Annotated in this window: 16 protein-coding genes and 1 pseudogene; 4 read left to right on the top strand and 13 right to left on the bottom strand. The window is 62.2% G+C overall.

What is annotated here, in order from left to right:
* Positions 1–61: 61 nt before the first annotated feature.
* On the top strand, positions 62–508 hold the full coding sequence (locus PS14A_RS02505; protein ID WP_137215897.1) for a TadE/TadG family type IV pilus assembly protein: 447 nt from the start codon (positions 62–64) through the stop codon (positions 506–508).
* Complete coding sequence (locus tag PS14A_RS02500; RefSeq protein WP_212615219.1) at positions 505–3,267, top strand: ATP-binding protein; 2,763 nt, start codon at positions 505–507, stop codon at positions 3,265–3,267. The genes PS14A_RS02505 and PS14A_RS02500 overlap by 4 nt, the downstream gene beginning before the upstream one ends.
* Here the strand turns inward: PS14A_RS02500 and PS14A_RS02495 are convergent.
* The 5 genes from PS14A_RS02495 to PS14A_RS02475 all read right to left on the bottom strand — a co-directional run bounded on the left by PS14A_RS02495 (position 3,252) and on the right by PS14A_RS02475 (position 7,743).
* Complete coding sequence (locus PS14A_RS02495; RefSeq protein ID WP_212615218.1) at positions 3,252–5,249, bottom strand: pilus assembly protein TadG-related protein; 1,998 nt, start codon at positions 5,247–5,249, stop codon at positions 3,252–3,254. The genes PS14A_RS02500 and PS14A_RS02495 overlap by 16 nt on opposite strands.
* Positions 5,250–5,468: 219 nt before the next feature.
* Entirely contained in the window at positions 5,469–6,026 is a 558-nt protein-coding gene (locus PS14A_RS02490; RefSeq protein ID WP_016771849.1) for a DUF4136 domain-containing protein, read from the bottom strand.
* 41 nt (positions 6,027–6,067) lie between these two features.
* A complete protein-coding gene (locus PS14A_RS02485; protein WP_073471800.1) occupies positions 6,068–6,679 on the bottom strand; it encodes a DUF4136 domain-containing protein in 612 nt (203 codons plus the stop codon).
* 12 nt (positions 6,680–6,691) lie between these two features.
* Positions 6,692–7,441, bottom strand: a complete 750-nt coding sequence (locus PS14A_RS02480; RefSeq protein ID WP_212615217.1) for a methyltransferase — start codon at positions 7,439–7,441, stop codon at positions 6,692–6,694.
* On the bottom strand, positions 7,441–7,743 hold the full coding sequence (locus PS14A_RS02475; RefSeq protein ID WP_016771852.1) for a MazG-like family protein: 303 nt from the start codon (positions 7,741–7,743) through the stop codon (positions 7,441–7,443). Before PS14A_RS02475 ends, PS14A_RS02480 begins: the two co-directional genes overlap by 1 nt.
* 245 nt (positions 7,744–7,988) lie before the next feature.
* Between PS14A_RS02475 and PS14A_RS02470 the strand changes: the two genes are divergently transcribed.
* The gene (locus PS14A_RS02470) at positions 7,989–8,282 is read left to right on the top strand and encodes a hypothetical protein (protein ID WP_016771853.1); all 294 of its coding nucleotides are present in this window, start codon (positions 7,989–7,991) and stop codon (positions 8,280–8,282) included.
* Positions 8,283–8,419: 137 nt separating this feature from the next.
* On the top strand, positions 8,420–9,769 hold the full coding sequence (locus PS14A_RS02465; protein WP_212615216.1) for an MATE family efflux transporter: 1,350 nt from the start codon (positions 8,420–8,422) through the stop codon (positions 9,767–9,769).
* 9 nt (positions 9,770–9,778) lie between these two features.
* Here PS14A_RS02465 and PS14A_RS02460 read toward each other — a convergent pair whose 3' ends face one another.
* The 8 genes and pseudogenes from PS14A_RS02460 to PS14A_RS02425 all read right to left on the bottom strand — a co-directional run.
* The gene (locus PS14A_RS02460) at positions 9,779–10,570 is read right to left on the bottom strand and encodes a DUF4123 domain-containing protein (RefSeq protein ID WP_212615215.1); all 792 of its coding nucleotides are present in this window, start codon (positions 10,568–10,570) and stop codon (positions 9,779–9,781) included.
* Positions 10,567–11,913 carry a contractile injection system protein, VgrG/Pvc8 family gene (locus tag PS14A_RS02455; protein WP_212615214.1) on the bottom strand — a complete coding sequence of 449 codons (1,347 nt, stop codon included), beginning with the start codon at positions 11,911–11,913 and terminating at the stop codon, positions 10,567–10,569. Before PS14A_RS02455 ends, PS14A_RS02460 begins: the two co-directional genes overlap by 4 nt.
* A gap of 233 nt (positions 11,914–12,146) precedes the next feature.
* Positions 12,147–14,060 carry an arginine decarboxylase gene (gene speA / locus PS14A_RS02450; protein ID WP_016771856.1) on the bottom strand — a complete coding sequence of 638 codons (1,914 nt, stop codon included), beginning with the start codon at positions 14,058–14,060 and terminating at the stop codon, positions 12,147–12,149.
* 220 nt (positions 14,061–14,280) lie between these two features.
* Positions 14,281–14,652 (bottom strand): translation initiation factor Sui1, encoded by a 372-nt coding sequence (locus PS14A_RS02445; protein WP_007914613.1) that lies wholly within the window; start codon positions 14,650–14,652, stop codon positions 14,281–14,283.
* Positions 14,653–14,975: 323 nt separating this feature from the next.
* Complete coding sequence (locus PS14A_RS02440; protein ID WP_130910584.1) at positions 14,976–15,533, bottom strand: NUDIX hydrolase; 558 nt, start codon at positions 15,531–15,533, stop codon at positions 14,976–14,978.
* Positions 15,534–15,536: 3 nt separating this feature from the next.
* A complete protein-coding gene (locus PS14A_RS02435; RefSeq protein ID WP_016771859.1) occupies positions 15,537–16,604 on the bottom strand; it encodes a DUF2333 family protein in 1,068 nt (355 codons plus the stop codon).
* Positions 16,605–16,742: 138 nt separating this feature from the next.
* On the bottom strand, positions 16,743–17,078 hold the full coding sequence (locus PS14A_RS02430; RefSeq protein WP_212615213.1) for a hypothetical protein: 336 nt from the start codon (positions 17,076–17,078) through the stop codon (positions 16,743–16,745).
* A gap of 59 nt (positions 17,079–17,137) precedes the next feature.
* Positions 17,138–17,488 (bottom strand): annotated as a pseudogene (locus PS14A_RS02425) (hypothetical protein); the annotation flags it as partial.
* Positions 17,489–17,541: the final 53 nt, after the last annotated feature.

Raw genomic sequence — 17,541 nt, 5'->3', positions numbered from 1 at the left:
CCGTTTTGCCTGAATGATTCTATGCTGATACTACGCAGTGACTGTCAGGGTAGACGCACGCATGAAAAACGGCTTTCGCAGGTCGCAAAAAGGTGCGGTGGCGATCGAGTTCGCCTTGGTGTTCATCATCTTTTTCGCGGTGTTCTACGCACTGGTCAGCTACGGTCTGCCCTTCGTGATGATGCAATCGTTCAACCAGGCCACTGCCGAAGCGGTGCGCCGCAGCGTTGCGGTCGACCCGACCACGCCGAACTATTCGACGGTGGTGGTCAACACCGCCAATGCCGCGCTGACCCAGCAACTGCAATGGCTGCCCTCGGCACTCAATCTGGTCGTCGGAACGGACACCAGCTCAGCGTACGACGCGGGTACCGGAACCCTCACCGTCAGCGTCAATTACCCGGTAAGCAAGCTCAATCAGATCATGCCGTTTCTGGTGCTCCCGGGCATTGGCACGGTGCCCAATCTGCCCACGCACCTGACCGCGCGCTCGAGCCTGCAATTTTGACCGCCGGCGATAAGCTTTTAGGGCGCTTGCTCAAGCGCGCCCCCGTCGCAGCCCACGACTTGCCGGACCACCTCGGCGCGCCGCCGATCGGCCTGCATTTTTATCTGGATGGCAACGGCGATGTGTTGCAGATCGCCGGCCCGCTGCGGCATTTGCTTGCCCAGCACAAACCCCAGGGTCAGCCGCTGCCGCTCCGCGCCTATCTGCTGTCGCACAGTCTGCTGATCATCGAAGGTCAGCCGAGGGACTGGCAGGGGCAACTCCTTGATCTCGACTTTTCTGGACTCAATGGTCAGCCGCTGCACCTGCGCGGCTGGGTGCAGCCGCTGGAGGATGGCTGGCGATTGCAGATGCTCGACATCGCCGACCTGTTGCTCGAACGTCAGCAAGCGCGCGATCGCGACGCCTGCCAGACCCTCGCCGCGCAGGTCAGCGATCGTCTGCGCACGTGCAGCCTGACGCGTCTGCCGACGGTGCTTGGCGAACAATTGCAGGCCATCGCCCAGCGCTGGCATATCCCCTGCCTCGCCGTGGCGTTGCTGGATGAACAGGCCCAGGGCTGGCAGATTCATCAACAGTTTCGTGGCCATGACGCTCCACAATTGTGGGAGGACGGCCAGCCGCTGGGCACGCCGCTGGACAGCCTCAACGGCAGCGCGCCGCAACGCCTCGCCGGCCCGCAGGGCCGCTATGAACACTCGCGATTGCAGGCCACCTTCGGCAACGCCAACGGGTTCGCTGTGCCCTACAGCAATGATCAAGGCGTGGTCGCGTGGCTGCTCTGTGGGTTTTATACGGTCGACAACGTGGCGCCATGGCTGACCGATCGTGACTGGCTGACCCTGGCCGGCGCGCTGGCCGGGCCGCTGCTCAGCCGCTTGCGCGAGCAGCGTCATGTGCAATCGATGGAGCGCCTGGACTCGCTGCAAAACCTGCTCGGCACCGGCTGGTGGGAAATCACTGCCGAAGAGCAGATTGCACTGGCGCCGACGCTGGCCTCGGCACTGAATCTCAGCGATCGCCTGCTGCCGGTAGAAGACTGGCTGTCGCTGTTTCATCCCGCCGACCGCGACGAGTTGCGCAGCCGCCTGCGCGCCCTGCAACTTCAAGGAGAAGCGCTGACCCTGAGCGTGCGTCTGCACCGCGCGGAGGTCGGCGCAGCGGCGACGTGGTATCGGATTCAGGGCCAGGTCAGCGGCACCGGTGAGCATCGGCGTCTGGTCGGGTTCATGCTCGACATCAGCGACATCCAGAATCAACAACAGCGTGCCGCCGCCGCCCATGCGCGGCTGGATAATCTGATTGCCAGTTCACCGGCGGTGATCTACGTGCAGCGCTATGCAGAAGGCGCGCTGATCCCGGCGTTTTTCAGCGCCAGCCTGCAACCCTTGCTGGGCTGGACGCTGGAAGATTGCGATGCAGCAACACTGGTCGAGCGCGTGCATCCCGACGACCGTGAACTGTATTTCCAGCGCAACCGCCAGCTGCTGCGCGAAGGCTCGGTGCGTGCGCGTTATCGCCTGCGCGACAGCCGTGGCGACTATCACTGGCTGCTCGATGAGGCAAAACTGCTGCGCAATGATCTCGGGTTGCCGGTCGAGGCGGTGGGCCTGTGGCTGGACGTCACCGACGCGACGCTTGCCGCCGAGCAGGTGCGGCAAAGCGAAGAGCGCTATCGGATTCTGGTCGAGGACTCGCCGGCGATGATCTGCCGTTATCGCCCGGACCTGACGCTAATCTTTGGCAACCGACCGTTGGCGACTTATCTGGAATGCACCCCGGAACAACTGCCCGGGGTTGATCTGGGTGGCTGGATGTCCGAAGAACAGCGCGGCGCTTTTGTGCAGCGCCTGAGCCAACTGACCCCGGAACAGCCAGTGAGTACAGCGGAAATCAGCCTGCAATTGCCCGGACGCGAACACGCCTGGTGGGTCTGGTCGGATCGCGGCGTGTTCGATGAGCAGGGACAGTTGATCGAAGTGCAAGCGGTGGGCCGCGACAACACCGAGGTGCGCCGCTCGCAACAGCAACTCACCCAAAGCGCGAAAATGGCCACCCTCGGCGAAATGGCTACCGGCCTTGCCCACGAGATCAATCAACCGCTGAACGTCATGCGCATGGCCATCGTCAACGTGCTCAAGCGCCTCGGCAACGGTGATGTGCAGGTCGATTATCTGACCGACAAACTCAACCGCATCGACGCTCAGGTTCAACGCGCAGCGAAGGTGGTCGACCACATGCGTGTATTCGGCCGGCGCTCGGAAATCGAACAACAGTTGTTCAACCCGGCCCAGGCCATCGAAGGCACCCTGTCGCTACTGGCCGAAGGCATGCGCGGCAAAGGTGTCGATCTGCGCATCAGTGAGACCGGTTTCGAGGCGCAGGTGCGCGGCTACGTCGATCAGTTGGAGCAGGTGCTGATCAATCTGATGGTCAACGCCCGCGACGCCCTGCTCGGCAAACGCGAGGGCGACTCAACGTTCAAGCCGTGGATTTCGATCTACGCCGAGCGCGACGAGGAAAGCGTGCGGCTGTGGGTCGAAGACAATGGCGGCGGTATCGATCCGCGTTTGCTCGAGCGGATCTTCGAGCCGTTCTTCACCACCAAACCGATTGGCGTCGGCACCGGTCTGGGCTTGTCAGTGAGCTACGGCATCATCGCCAACATGGGCGGCCAGTTGAGCGTGCGCAACTCCACGGAGGGCGCGCGGTTCTGCATCGAATTGCCGATCGCCAGCGACGATCAGATGACCAGATAGGCCTTGCCGGTCTGCCCGCAGGTCATATTGGCGCCCACCTCGGTGTTCATCAGATTGATGCCCAAGCCTTTGAGCAGATTGTTCAACAGCGGATCGAGCAATGGGCTGATCAACCCGGTGACCACCGGCAACAAGCGGTTGCTGACGTCGCTGATCAACGAAGCCACACCGGTGACGATGGCGCCCAGCGGATTGCTGCCCACGGGTTTGTAGACGATCAGGTTGATGCCCGACAGGGTGTTCGCCAGGCTGCCGACGATGTTGCTGGTCGGCGCGGCAGGCAGCAGGCTCGGCGGCAGTTTCAGATTGGCCGGGGTGGCGAAGGGTGTGGTGCTGGAGAACAGCAGGTTCTGCGTGGTCTGCGCGACGCTGGTGTCGAGTTTGATGGCGATGCCGCCCGCGCCGTATTGCACGTGGGAGGCGGCATCGCAACTGCCGATGCCGAGAATCCTGTGGCAAGTGATGATGCCGAGATCGACCAGCGGCAGCGGCGCCACCGTTGGTTCGGCGACTGAAGAGAACGCTGCGACAGGATCGATCTTGCCGAGCTTGAGATCAGCCAGCGAGGTTGTGGTGGTAGCGGTCAGGCTTTTGCTGCCGCTGTCGCCGGTCGGGCAGCGGTAATCGGTGACATAGCTTTTCGCCCCGCCGGCATCCAGCGCGATGTCGATCTGCGGTGAGGGCAGCAGCTTCGGATCGAGCTGTTGGCAGCCGGCACCCAGCAGGCAGAACACTGAATTGAGCGTGTCCACCAGATTCAGGCTCAACAGCGCATTGAGCGTCGGCGTCAGCGTACCGACCAATCCCAGCACCGCGTTCGTTAGCCCTGTCACTCCCGACAACACTGGCAGGTTGACGGATAACATCGTGCGAATCTGCGCAGTGCGCACATATATCCGGTCCGGTCCCAAAGGATCGGCCTTGGCCCGCGCCGGGTCGCCGATCGCCGAGAACTGTGGCGGCTCGATCACCTTGACCCGCACCGTGACACCGGCCAGCCCCAGCACGTTGACCGGCAAGGTCGCCGCCACCGCGCTTTTGCTGTTGGCCAGTTGCACCACGCCTTGCACCAGTTGCAGCAATTGCAGATTGGCATCCAGCCCCGCCGCCGTGGTGCCGGTTTGCAGCTGCAGGATCTCGCCGAGTCTGACCGGCGCCGCATTGATGGCGGCGGCCTGCAACTGGCCCAGCGCGGTGACCACTTGCGCGGTCGCACCGTTGAGTTGCACCACTGTCGCGGCGGCCTGGATCAACTGCGTCACCGTCGCTTGGGTATTGAGCAACTGCGTGTAATTGCCGGCGCCGACGTTGAGGTCGATCGCCAGTTGATCGAGGTATTTGAGCAGGTTGATATCGGTGTGCAGCAAGCCGTCCCAGCCCACCGCCGTGAGGTTGACGTTGCCGCCGAGCAACCCGGAAAACAGCGGATTGAGGATGTTCGACTGTGCCGTGTCGATGCTGGCGAGGGTACTGCGAATATTCAGTTGGGCGACGGTCGGCTGCGGTTTCGCGGCAACTGCCGAAGCATTGAGTGTGGTGTTGAGGCTGACCGGCGTGGCGCTGAACAGCGCCTGCACACCGCCAGCAAAACTGCTGGTGACCGTACGACTGGCAGCGACTTTGACTGCGCTTGATTGCGTGGCATCGACAGTGAAACTGCGCATACCGCTGGCAGCGGTGGCCAGTGTGCCGCAGGTGGTCGCGAGCGTATTGGCGGCATCCACCACGTAGCCATTGCGCAGCGCACTTTGCCCGGCATAACTGGCGGCGCTCAGCCCGGGCAGGCAATTACCGCCGCGACTGACCGCTTCGAGGGCGGCGGTATCGACGACCCGCTGCAATTTGCGCTGTTCCATGTACAGGCGACCGCTGTCGACCACCAGCAACATCATCACCAGCGCCAGACTCAGGGTGGCAGCCGCCATCAAGCCGATCGCCCCGCGTTGCCGGGCCGGGCCGTTGCCTTGCGATCCTGGCGACATGGCGCACTCCTTTGCCGGCGCAGTGCCGAGCGCTACCTCCGTTAATGAAAAAGAGTGTAGACGCGGTCGGTCGAGAGTGCTGGCGTCGCGCCATTCCTGTCACCACCGCCACTGTGGGAGCGAGCCTGCTCGCGAAAGCGTCGTGCCAGAGGATTCAATGCTCTATGACACACCGCCTTCGCGAGCAGGCTCGCTCCCACAGGGACGGTTCAGAGCGGTTCAACGCGGTGGATAGTTCGCCAGAATCCGTGCGACGGTTTCGCGAATGGCATTGCTGCGATCGGCCGGATTGGGTCGGTTGCTGAGCATTTGCTCATCGCTGCCACGCCAGACCAGTTTGCCGTCCTTGCCGTCGAGCAGGTCGATCTGAATGGTCGCGACCTTGTAGGTGATGTTGCGCGTTTCGTTGTACATCGGTGCGCCCCAGTAGCCGTTCCACGGGCCGCCCCAACCGCCGCCGTAATTGGTCGTCACCTGCTGCTGCCGGTCCTCGACGATCAGGTAGGTCTGCACGCTCAGATCGCCCTTGCCGCCGCCGGCAGCCGGGCGCAAACCGCGCTGATCGAGTTGATCGGCCACCGCCTGGCGGATGCGCTGTTCGGTCAGGTCGCTTTTGATGCGCGGATCATCGGGGCGATATTGCAGGGCCGGGTCTTTCCAGCTCCAGCTGCGATAAGCGGCAAAGTCGCGGCTGGCGTCGAAATCGTGATTGACCTGATTGGCGGCGCAGGCACTGAGCAGCGCGGCAACAGCGAGTAGAGCGAGACGGCGGAACATGATTTTTCTCCGGGTGAAGACATGAACCTGCTGACACGTCGTCAGCTGGGAGGATACGCCGCCATGGCTTTTTCCACAGCCTCGCGGATCGCATCGGCGCGTTCGATCTGATTGCCCTGGGTGCCGGTTTCGGCGCTGGCGCTCCACACCGGCTGGCCGTTGCCGGCATCGAACAGATCGACCCGCACCACCACGACCTGCTCCTGATAAGTGCGCATGACCGGCACGCTGTTGTACATGCCGTAACCGCGACCATAACGATCATAGCCGCCGTATCCGCCGTAGTAGCCGTAGTCGTCGCGGACCTGGCGCAGACGGGTTTCCAGACGCAGGTCGGCGCTGACCAGCAGGTCAGCCGGGCGGTTGTCGCGCATCGGCCGCAAGCCGCGTTGGTCGAGGGCGTTGCTGACCGCCTCGGCCACTTGCGCCGAATCGGCCCACGCCGTCCCCGGTGGTAATTGGCCGTCGCGCCAGGCCCAATTGCGGTAGCGCCCGTAATCACGCGGCGGCGCCGGGTAGGCGCTACGGTCGAAGGTAGTGGCTGCTTGCGGCGGTGCCGGCGGCAAGGGCCGTGACTGGGCCACGTAGGGGTTGCTGCCCTGGCAAGCGGCCAACCCCAGACTTATCAGCAATAACCCGCATCGAGCTTTCATGTCGCGCTCCGCTCAGATCGGCCGGCAGATCCAGTGCAAGTAACGCCCAAGCCCGGCGAAGCCTGGGTGACGACGGTGCGCGAGTTCCATTTCCAGCAAGTCCGCCAGTTCGGCGCGGGCCTGGAATTCCACCGGCATGTAATCGTGAAATACCCGTACGCCGCTCTGACTTTCGACCTGCCACATTCCGGCGAGTTGCGTTGCCAATTCCCGTGGGTCGAGGGGTTGTTGCGGGGTCAGGCTCTGCTTCTCGCCGGCCATGACGTTCTTGCGCATTTTCTTGAAGTGGCCCTTGAGCAGATTGCGATAAATCAGCGCATCACGGTTGTAGAACGCCAGTGACAGCCAGCCGCCGGGCTTGGTCAGTTGATGCAGCACCGGCAGGATCGCGTGGGGCTCGGCGAGCCATTCCAGCACCGCGTGGCAGATCACCAGATCGTAGGGCTCGGTAAGCTGGCCGAGCAGTTCCTGCCACGGCGCCTGTATGAATGTCGCGGTGTGTCCGGCCTCGGCAAAACGCTGGCGCGCACCCTCGAGCATCGGTTCGGCCGGCTCGGTAAAGGTGACGTCATGGCCGCGCTCGGCCAGCCACAGCGACATATGCCCCAGGCCCCCGCCGATATCCAGCACGCGTAGCGGCCGATCTGGCAAGGCCTCGGTCAGATCGGCCTGCAATACCGCGAGGCGAATCGCGCCTTTGGCGCCGCCGTAGATTTTTTCGGCGAAGCGCGTGGCCAACTGATCGAAATGACGGTCGCTCATCAGCTGAACCGCCGTTCGCTGTCGGCGAGCTTGGCGCGCACCACTTCATTCATGTCCAGACCCAACTCGCTGCACAGCAGCAACAGATACAGGACGATATCGCCGACTTCCTGCCCGGCATGCGCGAGTTTGTCCGCCGGCAACTGGCGCGACTGGTCTTCCGTCAGCCACTGGAAGATTTCCACCAGCTCGGCCATTTCCACGCTGGCGGCCATGGCGAGGTTTTTCGGGCTGTGAAATTGCCGCCAGTCATTGCGGTCACGAATGGCGTGCAGGCGTTCGGTCAGTTCTACAAGGTTCATCGGGCTCTCCTGAAGACGCATAGCTTCGGGGGGATGCGGGCTGAAGGCAAGCAGCGCAGATGATCTATTGTGGGAGCGAGCCTGCTCGCGAAGGCGGTGGATCATCCAGACCGGATTTGCCTGACACGCCCCCTTCGCGAGCAGGCTCGCTCCCACACAGGATCCGGGCAAACCTTCTATCATGCAGGGAACTCGGCCGCCCTCGGTGTGGCCCAAGGCTCAGCTCTTTCATCAGGGATGCACACATGCGTGTAGAAAGCTTTTTCGAATGGCTCGGCCAGGCACTCGGTTCGGTCATCCGCTTTATCGTCGATGGCCTCAGCGGCCTGTTCAACATGCTCAGCAATGCCGGCAGCAACTTTGTCGACGGCCTGGCGCAGACGCTGGGGATGGACACTTCGATCATCAGCATCATCGCCCTGATTGTTGGCCTGATGCTGCTGTGGTCGGCGATCCGGGCGTTCATGAACGCGTCGATCATTGCCGGGATCATCTGGTTGCTGCTGGGGTTGTGGTTGTTGAGCTGGATCATCCATTAACACCACCGCCACCCTGTGGGAGCGAGCCTGCTCGCGAATGGCCGGCACAGCCGAAGTCGGTCAGTCTTCGCGAGCAGGCTCGCTCCCACATTGAACGGCATGACTCGCTACAATCCCCGCTCCCCCAAGGAGCCTGCATGTCCTCTCTGATTACCGACTGGCGCGACCGCCCGACTCACCGCAAGGTCTGGGCGCTCGCCGCGCCGATGATTCTTTCCAATATTTCCCTGCCGCTGGTGGCGCTGGTCGACAGCACTGTCATCGGTCACCTGCCGCATGCCCATCAACTCGGCGCGGTGGCGGTCGGCGCCAGTCTGTACACCTTTCTCGCCTGGGCGATGGGTTTTCTGCGCATGGGCACCACCGGTTTTGCCGCCCAGGCTGCCGGGCGCAGCGATGGCGCGGCGTTGCGGCAGATTCTCTTGCAGGGCCTGCTGCTGGCGATGGGGCTGGCCGTCGTGCTCGGCTGTCTCGGTGTGCCGCTCAGCGGCGTTGCGCTGCACTTCATGCAGCCGTCGGCGGAACTGGAACAACTGACCCGGGAGTTTTTCCACACGCGCCTGTTCGGGCTACCCGCAGCGCTGGCGACGTATGCGCTGGTCGGCTGGTTCCTCGGCACGCAGAACGCCCGAGCGCCGCTGGCGATTCTGCTGAGCACCAACCTGATCAACATTGTGCTCAATCTGTGGTTTGTCATCGGCCTGGACTGGGGCGTGGTCGGCTCGGCACGCGCTTCGGTAATCGCCGAATGGAGCGGCGCCCTGCTCGGCCTGTGGCTGACGCGCACGGCGTTACGCGCCTATCCGGGGCAGATCATCTGGTCGGCGCTGAAAATCTGGCAGAGCTGGCGCCCGCTGCTGGCGGTCAACCGTGACATCTTCATCCGCAGCCTCGCCCTGCAATCGGTGTTTTTCCTGATCACCGTGCAAGGCGCGCGGCTCGGCGATGCGACCGTTGCAGCGAATGCGCTGCTGCTCAACGGCCTGCTGCTGACGGCCCATGCCCTCGATGGCCTGGCACACGCCGTTGAAGCGTTGTGCGGGCATGCCATCGGCGCGCGGGATCGCCTGGCCTTGCGTCGATCGCTGGTGGTGGCGGGCGGCTGGTCGCTGATCGCCAGCCTCGGGTTCGCCGTGCTGTTTCTGCTCGCGGGGCACCTGTTCATCGAGATGCAGACCGATATCCAGAGCGTGCGCGACACGGCGTTCGTCTATCTGCCCTACCTAGCCGTGCTGCCGTTGATTGCGGTCTGGAGCTACCTGCTCGACGGTTTGTTCATCGGCGCCACCCGCGCGCGGGAAATGCGCAACGGCATGCTGCTGACGGTGCTGCTGTTGCTGCCATTCGCCTGGTTCTTGCAGGCCTTGGGTAATCACGGCCTGTGGATATCTTTTCTGCTGTTTATGGTCTTGCGCAGCGTCACCCTTGGCGCGCAAGCCCTGTGGCTGAAACGCAGCGATGGCTGGTTCAGCGGCAAGGCTCATTGATCAGAAAAGTCAGTCCGCCGCGCCCCACTGCCGACGCAGATGATCGAGCCGTTCCTGCTGGGTCAGACCGGCCGGCGGCGCAACCAGCACGGCGCGTGGATGCAGCAGCCGCAACCAGAGCCAGCCATCGAGCACTGCGCGATCGCTGAAACCCAGCGCCAGGCCTTGTTGCACATGCACAGAGATAGTCTGGTAATCGGCGCTCAGGGACTGGCACCAGCGCCAGATGTGTTGCTCCAGCAGGCAGGTTTGCAGGCGTTCGCGCTGGCGCCGGGTCAGGCTTTCTTCGATGCCCAGCGGTTCGACGAGCAAGCCGGGATTGCGCAATTGTTGCCAGCCCTGACTGCCGATGGCGCGGTCGGCCCAGGTACCACCAAACCAACGCAATTGGCGGATCGGCCCGAGCCAGCGGCTCAGTTGCGCGGCGTCACAGGCATCGAAGAAGTAGCTGGCGGTCTGACGGTTGTAATAGCTGAGCAAGGCTCGATGATTCAATCCGAACGAGACGGTGAGCATGCGCTGCAAGTGGCTGATCAGCTGCTGCGCCGGTATTTCGCAGTTCAGCAACAGTCCGCGCCAGGTGTCCGGGTCGCGCAGGCACAAGGCGGTCAATGCCGGACTTTCACGCAAATCAACGAGGACCGGTCCGTGCTCACTGACCGGTTGAAATTCGGTGCCGTCGAACAACTGGTGACGTTGCACATCGGCAAACCCCTGACGCAAGGTCAGCAAGGCACGTGACGCGTCCGGGGTGTCGAGCAACAACCATTGCGCCATAGGCTCAAGCGCCGCGCAGCTCATCTTGCGCTGCTCTGATCGAGCGCGGTCAACAGCCGGCAACTGCATACGGACTCGGCGCAGTGGTTGAAGCTGCCACCTCCCGGCATCATGCACAGCAACAGCAACGGCTCGCCAGATTGCAACAGTTGCTTTAACCCGTCACTCACCAGCCGCTCCGGCAACGCTGACGGCGCAACGTCCTCGACCGCATCCTCTGGCGCCAACGAGGGCTGGAGAACGCCACTGACCATCGGCTGATCGGGATCGCCTTCAAGAAAACTCACCACCACCTCCACGCCATCGGCCAGCGCCGCCGAAGGCAAATCGCTCAAGGTCGGCGCGAGCGGCAGCCAGCAATGACTCGGCGCTGCGCCCTCGCCCTGATAGAGCCAGTCGAATTGCACCGCCACCGGGCGTGAGCGATCAGGTTGCGCTTCGTCGACCGAAACCACCCAGGCACGCTGCAGGCTGTGCATGCGTTGCTTGGGTTGCGTTGCGGCAGGCGCACAGATTGGCAACCGTGCGACCGCGAACAGGCGATTGCCATAGGGCGGTTCGAGAGATTGATCGCCACGGTGTTCGATGCGGGTCAGTAACCAGGGGCGGTTGCATTCGATGAAGGGATGGTCGTCCAGCGGCAACCACTGGCCACTGCGCAGAGCGGGCAGATCACTGTGACCTTCGGCATCCGGTCGGTGCTGGCTGGCCTGTGAATCCTCGTGCAGTTGCCATTGGCGTATGGCTGGGGCGACGCAACGATGCTCATGCTCGCCCTGATATTGCGCGACGTCTGCCTGCGGTAAGCGCGTCGGATCGTCGCCGAATACCAGGCAATGCCGGTCACGGTGATGCTCGAAGTAATAGTGAATGCGCGCCTGTGCGCAGAGGCGCTGGAGCAATTGCAGATCGGATTCGCGGTACTGCGTGCAGAAGGTACGGGCCGGGTAGTCGCTGTGCAGGTCGAAACGTCGTTGCGGGCCGACGATGCCATGTTCGCGCAGCACCTGTTCGATGATCTGCGGCACGGAGCGGCCGCTGAAGATGCGCTGGCTCAAACGCAGGTCGAGGCAGTCGAGCCTGGGCCCGAGACGGACTCGGCACAAACGCAGGCAATGACCGTGCTCATGCTGGACGAGACTGTGCAATTGCCCGTGCACACCCTGGCCGGGCGGGCCGAAACACAGGAACGCGGAACGATGCAGCAGGCCGGCGAGATCCAGATGCGGATCGTCGATCACCACATCGATCTCGAAGGCGAAGGGTTCGCTGAGCGCTTCCCTTCCGGTAAAGGCGAGAACTTCGAAGGGGTCGGACAGGCCCGCTACATCGAGACGAAACGACGGCTCGTTGACTGGATCGAACATGGGCGGATCTCTACAGGAGGGGCGGCCGGGGATTCTCGCCGAGAGGCATGGCCGAGTAGAGAGGCGAAGTACAACTTAGGAAATGACCTACGCGAAAAGCAGACCAGAGGAGTTTGCTGACCGTGACAGCACAGGTTTTCGTGAAAAATTCCGGAGATGTCCCACCGGGTTGTCCGATTTTTCCACAGCTTGCGGAGAAAAATCAGACAACCCGGCCGGAGCGCTATCGAGTCTCAGGAAGACAGATAGGAAGAGCGGGTCAGGCCCAGACGCAAGGCATCGAGGAACTGCGTGCGCTCGCTGGCGCTGATGCGCGCACTGGCGCACTTGTCGCGGTAGTGGGTCATCAGTTCTTCCGGCGACAAATGCACGTAACGCAGCATGTCTTCGATGGTGTCGTGGGTCTCGATACCGGCGTGGTACACGCTGCCATCGGCGTTCTGGTAGATGTTCACCGAGTCGGTGTCACCGAACAGGTTGTGCATGTCGCCGAGGATTTCCTGGTAGGCGCCGACCAGGAACACGCCCAGCAGGTAATCTTCGCCTTCATTCAACGCGTGCACCGGCAGGCTGGTTTCGATGCTCTGCTCGTCGACGTACTGGTTGATCTTGCCGTCGGAGTCGCAGGTCAGATCCTGCAGCACCGCGCGGCGCAGCGGCTCTTCGTCGAGGCGATGCAGCGGGATGATCGGCAACACCTGATCGATCGCCCAGGTGTCCGGCAGGCTCTGGAATACCGAGAAGTTGCAGATGTACTTGTCGGCCAGCTTGTCGTTGAGTTCGTCGAGCACCTGGCGGTGCGAACGCTGACGCGCTTTCAGCGAGTTGTGCAGGCGCCGGCACACGGCGAAGTAGCACTGCTCGGCGAGGGCTTTTTCCGCCAGGGTCAGCTTGCCGTCGGCGTACTGCGCGGCGACGTCGCTCATGTAGTGGGTGGCGCGCCAGTAGGTTTCGGTGACCATTTCGATGTCGGTCGGGCCGAGCAGATCGACCAGCCACTGCACGGTTTCCGGCAGGCTTTCCTTGTTCTCGATCAGCGGAATTTCGTCGTTGTGTTTCTCGACGTCGGTGACCTGCACCACCAGCATTGCGTGGTGCGCGGTCAGCGAACGGCCGCTTTCGGAGAAGATGTGCGGATGCGGCAGGCTCTGCGCGTCGCAGAATTCCTTGAGCATGCCGACCACGACACCGGCGTAATCGTCCATGTCGTAGTTGATCGAACTGGCGTTGCGCGAGTGGGTGCCGTCGTAGTCGACACCGAGGCCGCCGCCGACGTCGATGTGATCGACCGGCAGACCGAGGTTGCGCAATTCGCCGTAGTAACGGATCGCTTCCTTGAAGCCGTGCTGGTAGTCAGCCAGGTTGGCGATCTGCGAACCCATGTGGAAGTGCAGCAGGCGGATACCCTGATCCAGACCGGCGCCACGGAAGCGCTCGACCACCGACAGCAGTTGCGCCGCCGACAGACCGAATTTGGATTTCTCGCCACCGGTGTCCGCCCATTTCGACGAGGCCAGCGACGACAGGCGCACGCGCAGACCCACCTGCGGCTTGACCTTCAGCGAGGCGGCTTCTTCGATCACCAGGCCGACTTCGGATTCTTTCTCGATGACGATGAACACGTTGTGGCCGAGCTTCTGCCCCATCAGCGCCAGGCGGATGAACTCGCGGTCCTTGTAACCGTTGCAGACGATGGTGCCGCCCTTCGGCGCCAGCGCCAGCACCGCCAGCAGCTCAGGCTTGGAGCCGGCTTCCAGACCGATGGAGACGTTCTGGGTGGCGATGATGTTCTCGATCACCGCTTCCTGCTGGTTGACCTTGATCGGGTACAGCGCGGTGTACTTGCTCTGGTATTCCAGGCGCTCGATGTTCGAATCGAAAGCGCCGGTCAACTGACGGACACGGTCTTGCAGGATGTCAGGGAACCGCACCAGCAGCGGCAAGGACAAACCGCTCTTGCGCAGTTGGTCGACTTGTTCGAACAGGTCGATGGGCGAGCTGCTCGGGCCGTTCGGACGTACTTCGACGCGACCGGCTTCATTGATCGCGAAATACCCGGCCCCCCAATGGCGAATCCCGTAAACGCTGCGGCTGTCCGCAACTGTCCATTGGCTGCCATCGTCTTTACGTGTGCGTCGTACGGACATCGAAGTCCCCTATAAAGAAGTCAGAGTGCGTCGCCTGAAGTGCAGGCCGGCGCAGTCTAAAGAATGAAAATGACGGTTCGTCAGTGCGGCGGTAGACCGCGCTGACTGCGTGGAGTTTAGAAACCGGTCATGAACAGGCTCTGTGAAAACCATGGCGACGACGCCGGATCCGAGAACACTCGAAGCTGGATCAAGCCGCCGGAGGGTTTCACAGAGGCTGCTAGCCGCCGGACTTCTTCGCTTTGAAACCGTGCTTGATCAGCTCTGCCAAGAGTAGCTCGACGTGATCGCCCTGGATTTCGATGATGCCGTCCTTCAACGCCCCGCCGGTGCCACAACGTTTCTTCAACGTCGTCGCCAGCTCCTTGAGCGCGTCTTCGGCCAGCGGCACGCCGGTGATGGTGGTCACCGTCTTGCCGCCACGCCCTTTGCTTTCGCGACGCACGCGGGCAATGCCGTCACCGGCCGGGATCACGGTTTGTTTGCAGATACAGGCGTCTACCGGTTTGCTGCATTCCGGGCAATGACGACCTGCGTCGGTGGAAAATACCAGGCCGCCCAGGGCGGCGAAGGATGCGGCTTTCTTGGCCACCGGCAATCCTCTCGGGAGGACAAAGACTGATCGCAACCTTGGGCAAGGTCAGCGACCGCGAAGCCCCACTCAGGCAGGGGCAGCGCTACTGCATCGGAAAACTTTGAACGCTGGACTGAATCTGTAGGAGCTGACGAGTGCAACAAGGCTGCGATCTTTTGATCTTGTTTTTTAAAAGATCAGGATCAAGAGATCGCAGCCTCGTTGCATTCGTCAGCTCCTACAAAATCTGCAGGCCAACCTCAAGCTATCCGGTGCAGTTTGAAAAGGTCGCGCAGTGTAACGGCAAAAATCGCGATTGCTAAGTGCCAATCGGCGCCAATTCATGTGTTCTTTGCGACGTCGCTTTGCTGCGCCTTGAGATAGCGCTTCAGCGCGGCCAGAGAGTCCGGGCAATAAGGCTTTTCGCTGATTTCGCGCATGACCTGTTCGACGGGGATGAATCGCGCTTCGAGGACCTCTTCCGGCTGCAGTTTCAGCGGCCCGTCCCACACGGCGGAAAACGCCGAACACCACAGGCGGTTGCCGGTGTCTTCGAAGTAGAAGTGATCGTGAGCGGTGAGTTCGACGCCGCTGACGCCCAACTCTTCCGCAAGCTCGCGCGCCGCCGACTCGGCGTAGCTTTCGTCAGCCTGGACCATGCCGCCTGCGGCAACATCCCAGTAACCGGGATAAATCGCCTTGCTCAACGTGCGCCGGTGCACGCACAGCTCACCGGCGGAATTGAACAGCATGATGTAGGTGCCACGGCCAATCAGCCCGCGCTCGCGCAAATCGGAGCGCACCAGCGCGCCGAGCAGGTTGTCCTGCTCGTCGACCCAGGCGATCTGTTCGGCGTCCGAGGCGGCGCGATGGGCCGCCTCTCTTGTGCTCTGGCTCACGTATCAGCCCTGATTGAGCAGTTGACGCAAGTCGATCACCGCAGCGTTGGCCCGGGAAATGTAGTTGGCCATGACCAGCGAGTGGTTGGCCAACACGCCGAAACCGCTGCCGTTGAGGATCATCGGGCTCCACACCGGCTCTTGCGAAGCCTCCAGTTCACGGATGATCTGGCGCACGCTGACGGTGGCGTTCTTCTTCGCCAGCACATCGGCGAAGTCGACTTCGATGGCGCGCAGCAGATGCGACAGCGCCCAGGCCTGACCGCGCGCTTCGTAGAACACGTTGTCGATCTGCATCCACGGGGTTTCCACGACTTCTTCGTCAACCTGCGGCACTTCGCCGACCGCCGGAACTTCGGTCTTCAGCGCAGTATTGAGCTTGACCCGACCGACACTGGCCGACAGGCGTTGCGACAGCGAACCAAGACGGGTGCCAACATCGCCCAGCCAGTTGTTGAGGTTGTCGGCGCGCGCGTAGAACAGCGCGTTTTTCTGGTTCGGATCCGACAAGCGCGACTGATAGCGGCTCAGGGAGTTGATGCCTTCCTGGTATTCCGACTCGCTGGATGGCAGCACCCAGCTCTTGTTGTCGAAGTTGAAGCGCGGTTCGGCCTTGGCCAGATCGGCGTCTTCGGCGGACTGCGATTGCGAACGAGCGAAGTCTTTGCGCAGGGCGCGGGTCAGGTCACGCACCTGCACCAGCACGCCGTATTCCCAGCTCGGCGTGTTGTCCATCCACAGGCCCGGCGGGAAACGATCGTTGGAAATGTAACCGCCCGGCTTGTTGAGCAAGGTGCCGGCAACGGTCTTCAGGGTTTCGACCGTGGTGTAGCCGACCACCATTTGCTTGCCTTCTTTCTCGGCAGCGACCTGGGCGTTCTGCGCCACCGGAAACAGCTCCGGTTCCTGGCTCCAGTACCAGCCCAGCGCGATGGTGACCAGCAAATACAGACCGACCACTGTGGCCAGCGCCCGGCTGAACAGCAGCCCGCCGACATAGCTGCGAGTGGCCGACTTGGGCTCGGCGGCACGTTCAGGCGCGCTGCCCGCGCGGTTTTTCCAGTCCAGCATGGCGATATCCTTTCAATCACTTGGGTTCAACGGTTCGACCACAACCATACAACAACGTGCCAAGGCCTAGCACCCGCTATCGCGGCACTGGCGCAAAACAAGCGAAGGACGTCGCGAACGAAAGGATAGACGCAGATTTCAGACGTTGAAGATGCGCAGCGAAAGCTGCCGCACTTGGTCGTCGGTAAACAGATGTGCAATGCCTTGGGCGTCAGTTCGGCGCTGACTGGGTATGCCATCGATCGTGGCGATGTAGGCCTGCGCAGGCAAAGGCTCGCCGGTCACGCTGTCGACCAGACGAAAGATTCGCGCGGTGCGGGTTGGCTGCTCGGGAGGGTTGTTCATCAGCTCGAGCACGGCCTGTTGGAACACCGCTTCGGCGCCCTGCCAGTAGCCGTAGTCGGCTTCGGCTTTGATCAGGCACCATTCACCCTGTTTGATCTGCGCCAGGACTTCGCTGTCCAGATTGATCATCAAGCCTGCGCGCAGCTGGTCCAGCCCTTCGAGCGGTCCCGCTGCTGCCCTATGAGATCGACAGTGTTTGAAGCATGCAGCAATCCACAACCGACCTGTTTTGAGGCAAACGCCGCTAAACCTGCCCATTGAAAACGAGAATCCTGCAACCACAATCGGGCATAGGCCGCATTAATTACCTGATTACGCTCCACAGGATCGGCAATCAGAACGCCGTCTGGCGCAACGATATTTTCGGCTTCGCGCTGATAGATACGCCATAGACCAGTGCAGGTCAGCACTGGCACCTCTGTCACTTGCACCCGCTCGCCATACAACAACTCTTCGCCGCAGGCGCAGTCGTCGATGGGCGTGATGTTGTGATTGAGGCGCTGGGCATCACTGCCGAGTTCGGTGAAACATTGGCTCATGGCGGATGGACGGCAACTAGGGGAATCCCTGAACCGTACCAGCCAACCGGGCC

The sequence above is a fragment of the Pseudomonas sp. 14A genome (assembly GCF_018132745.1).
Lineage (GTDB): Bacteria > Pseudomonadota > Gammaproteobacteria > Pseudomonadales > Pseudomonadaceae > Aquipseudomonas > Aquipseudomonas mercuritolerans.
Note: the sequence above shows the minus strand (reverse complement) of the source record. Positions and strands in the feature narration are given on the sequence as shown.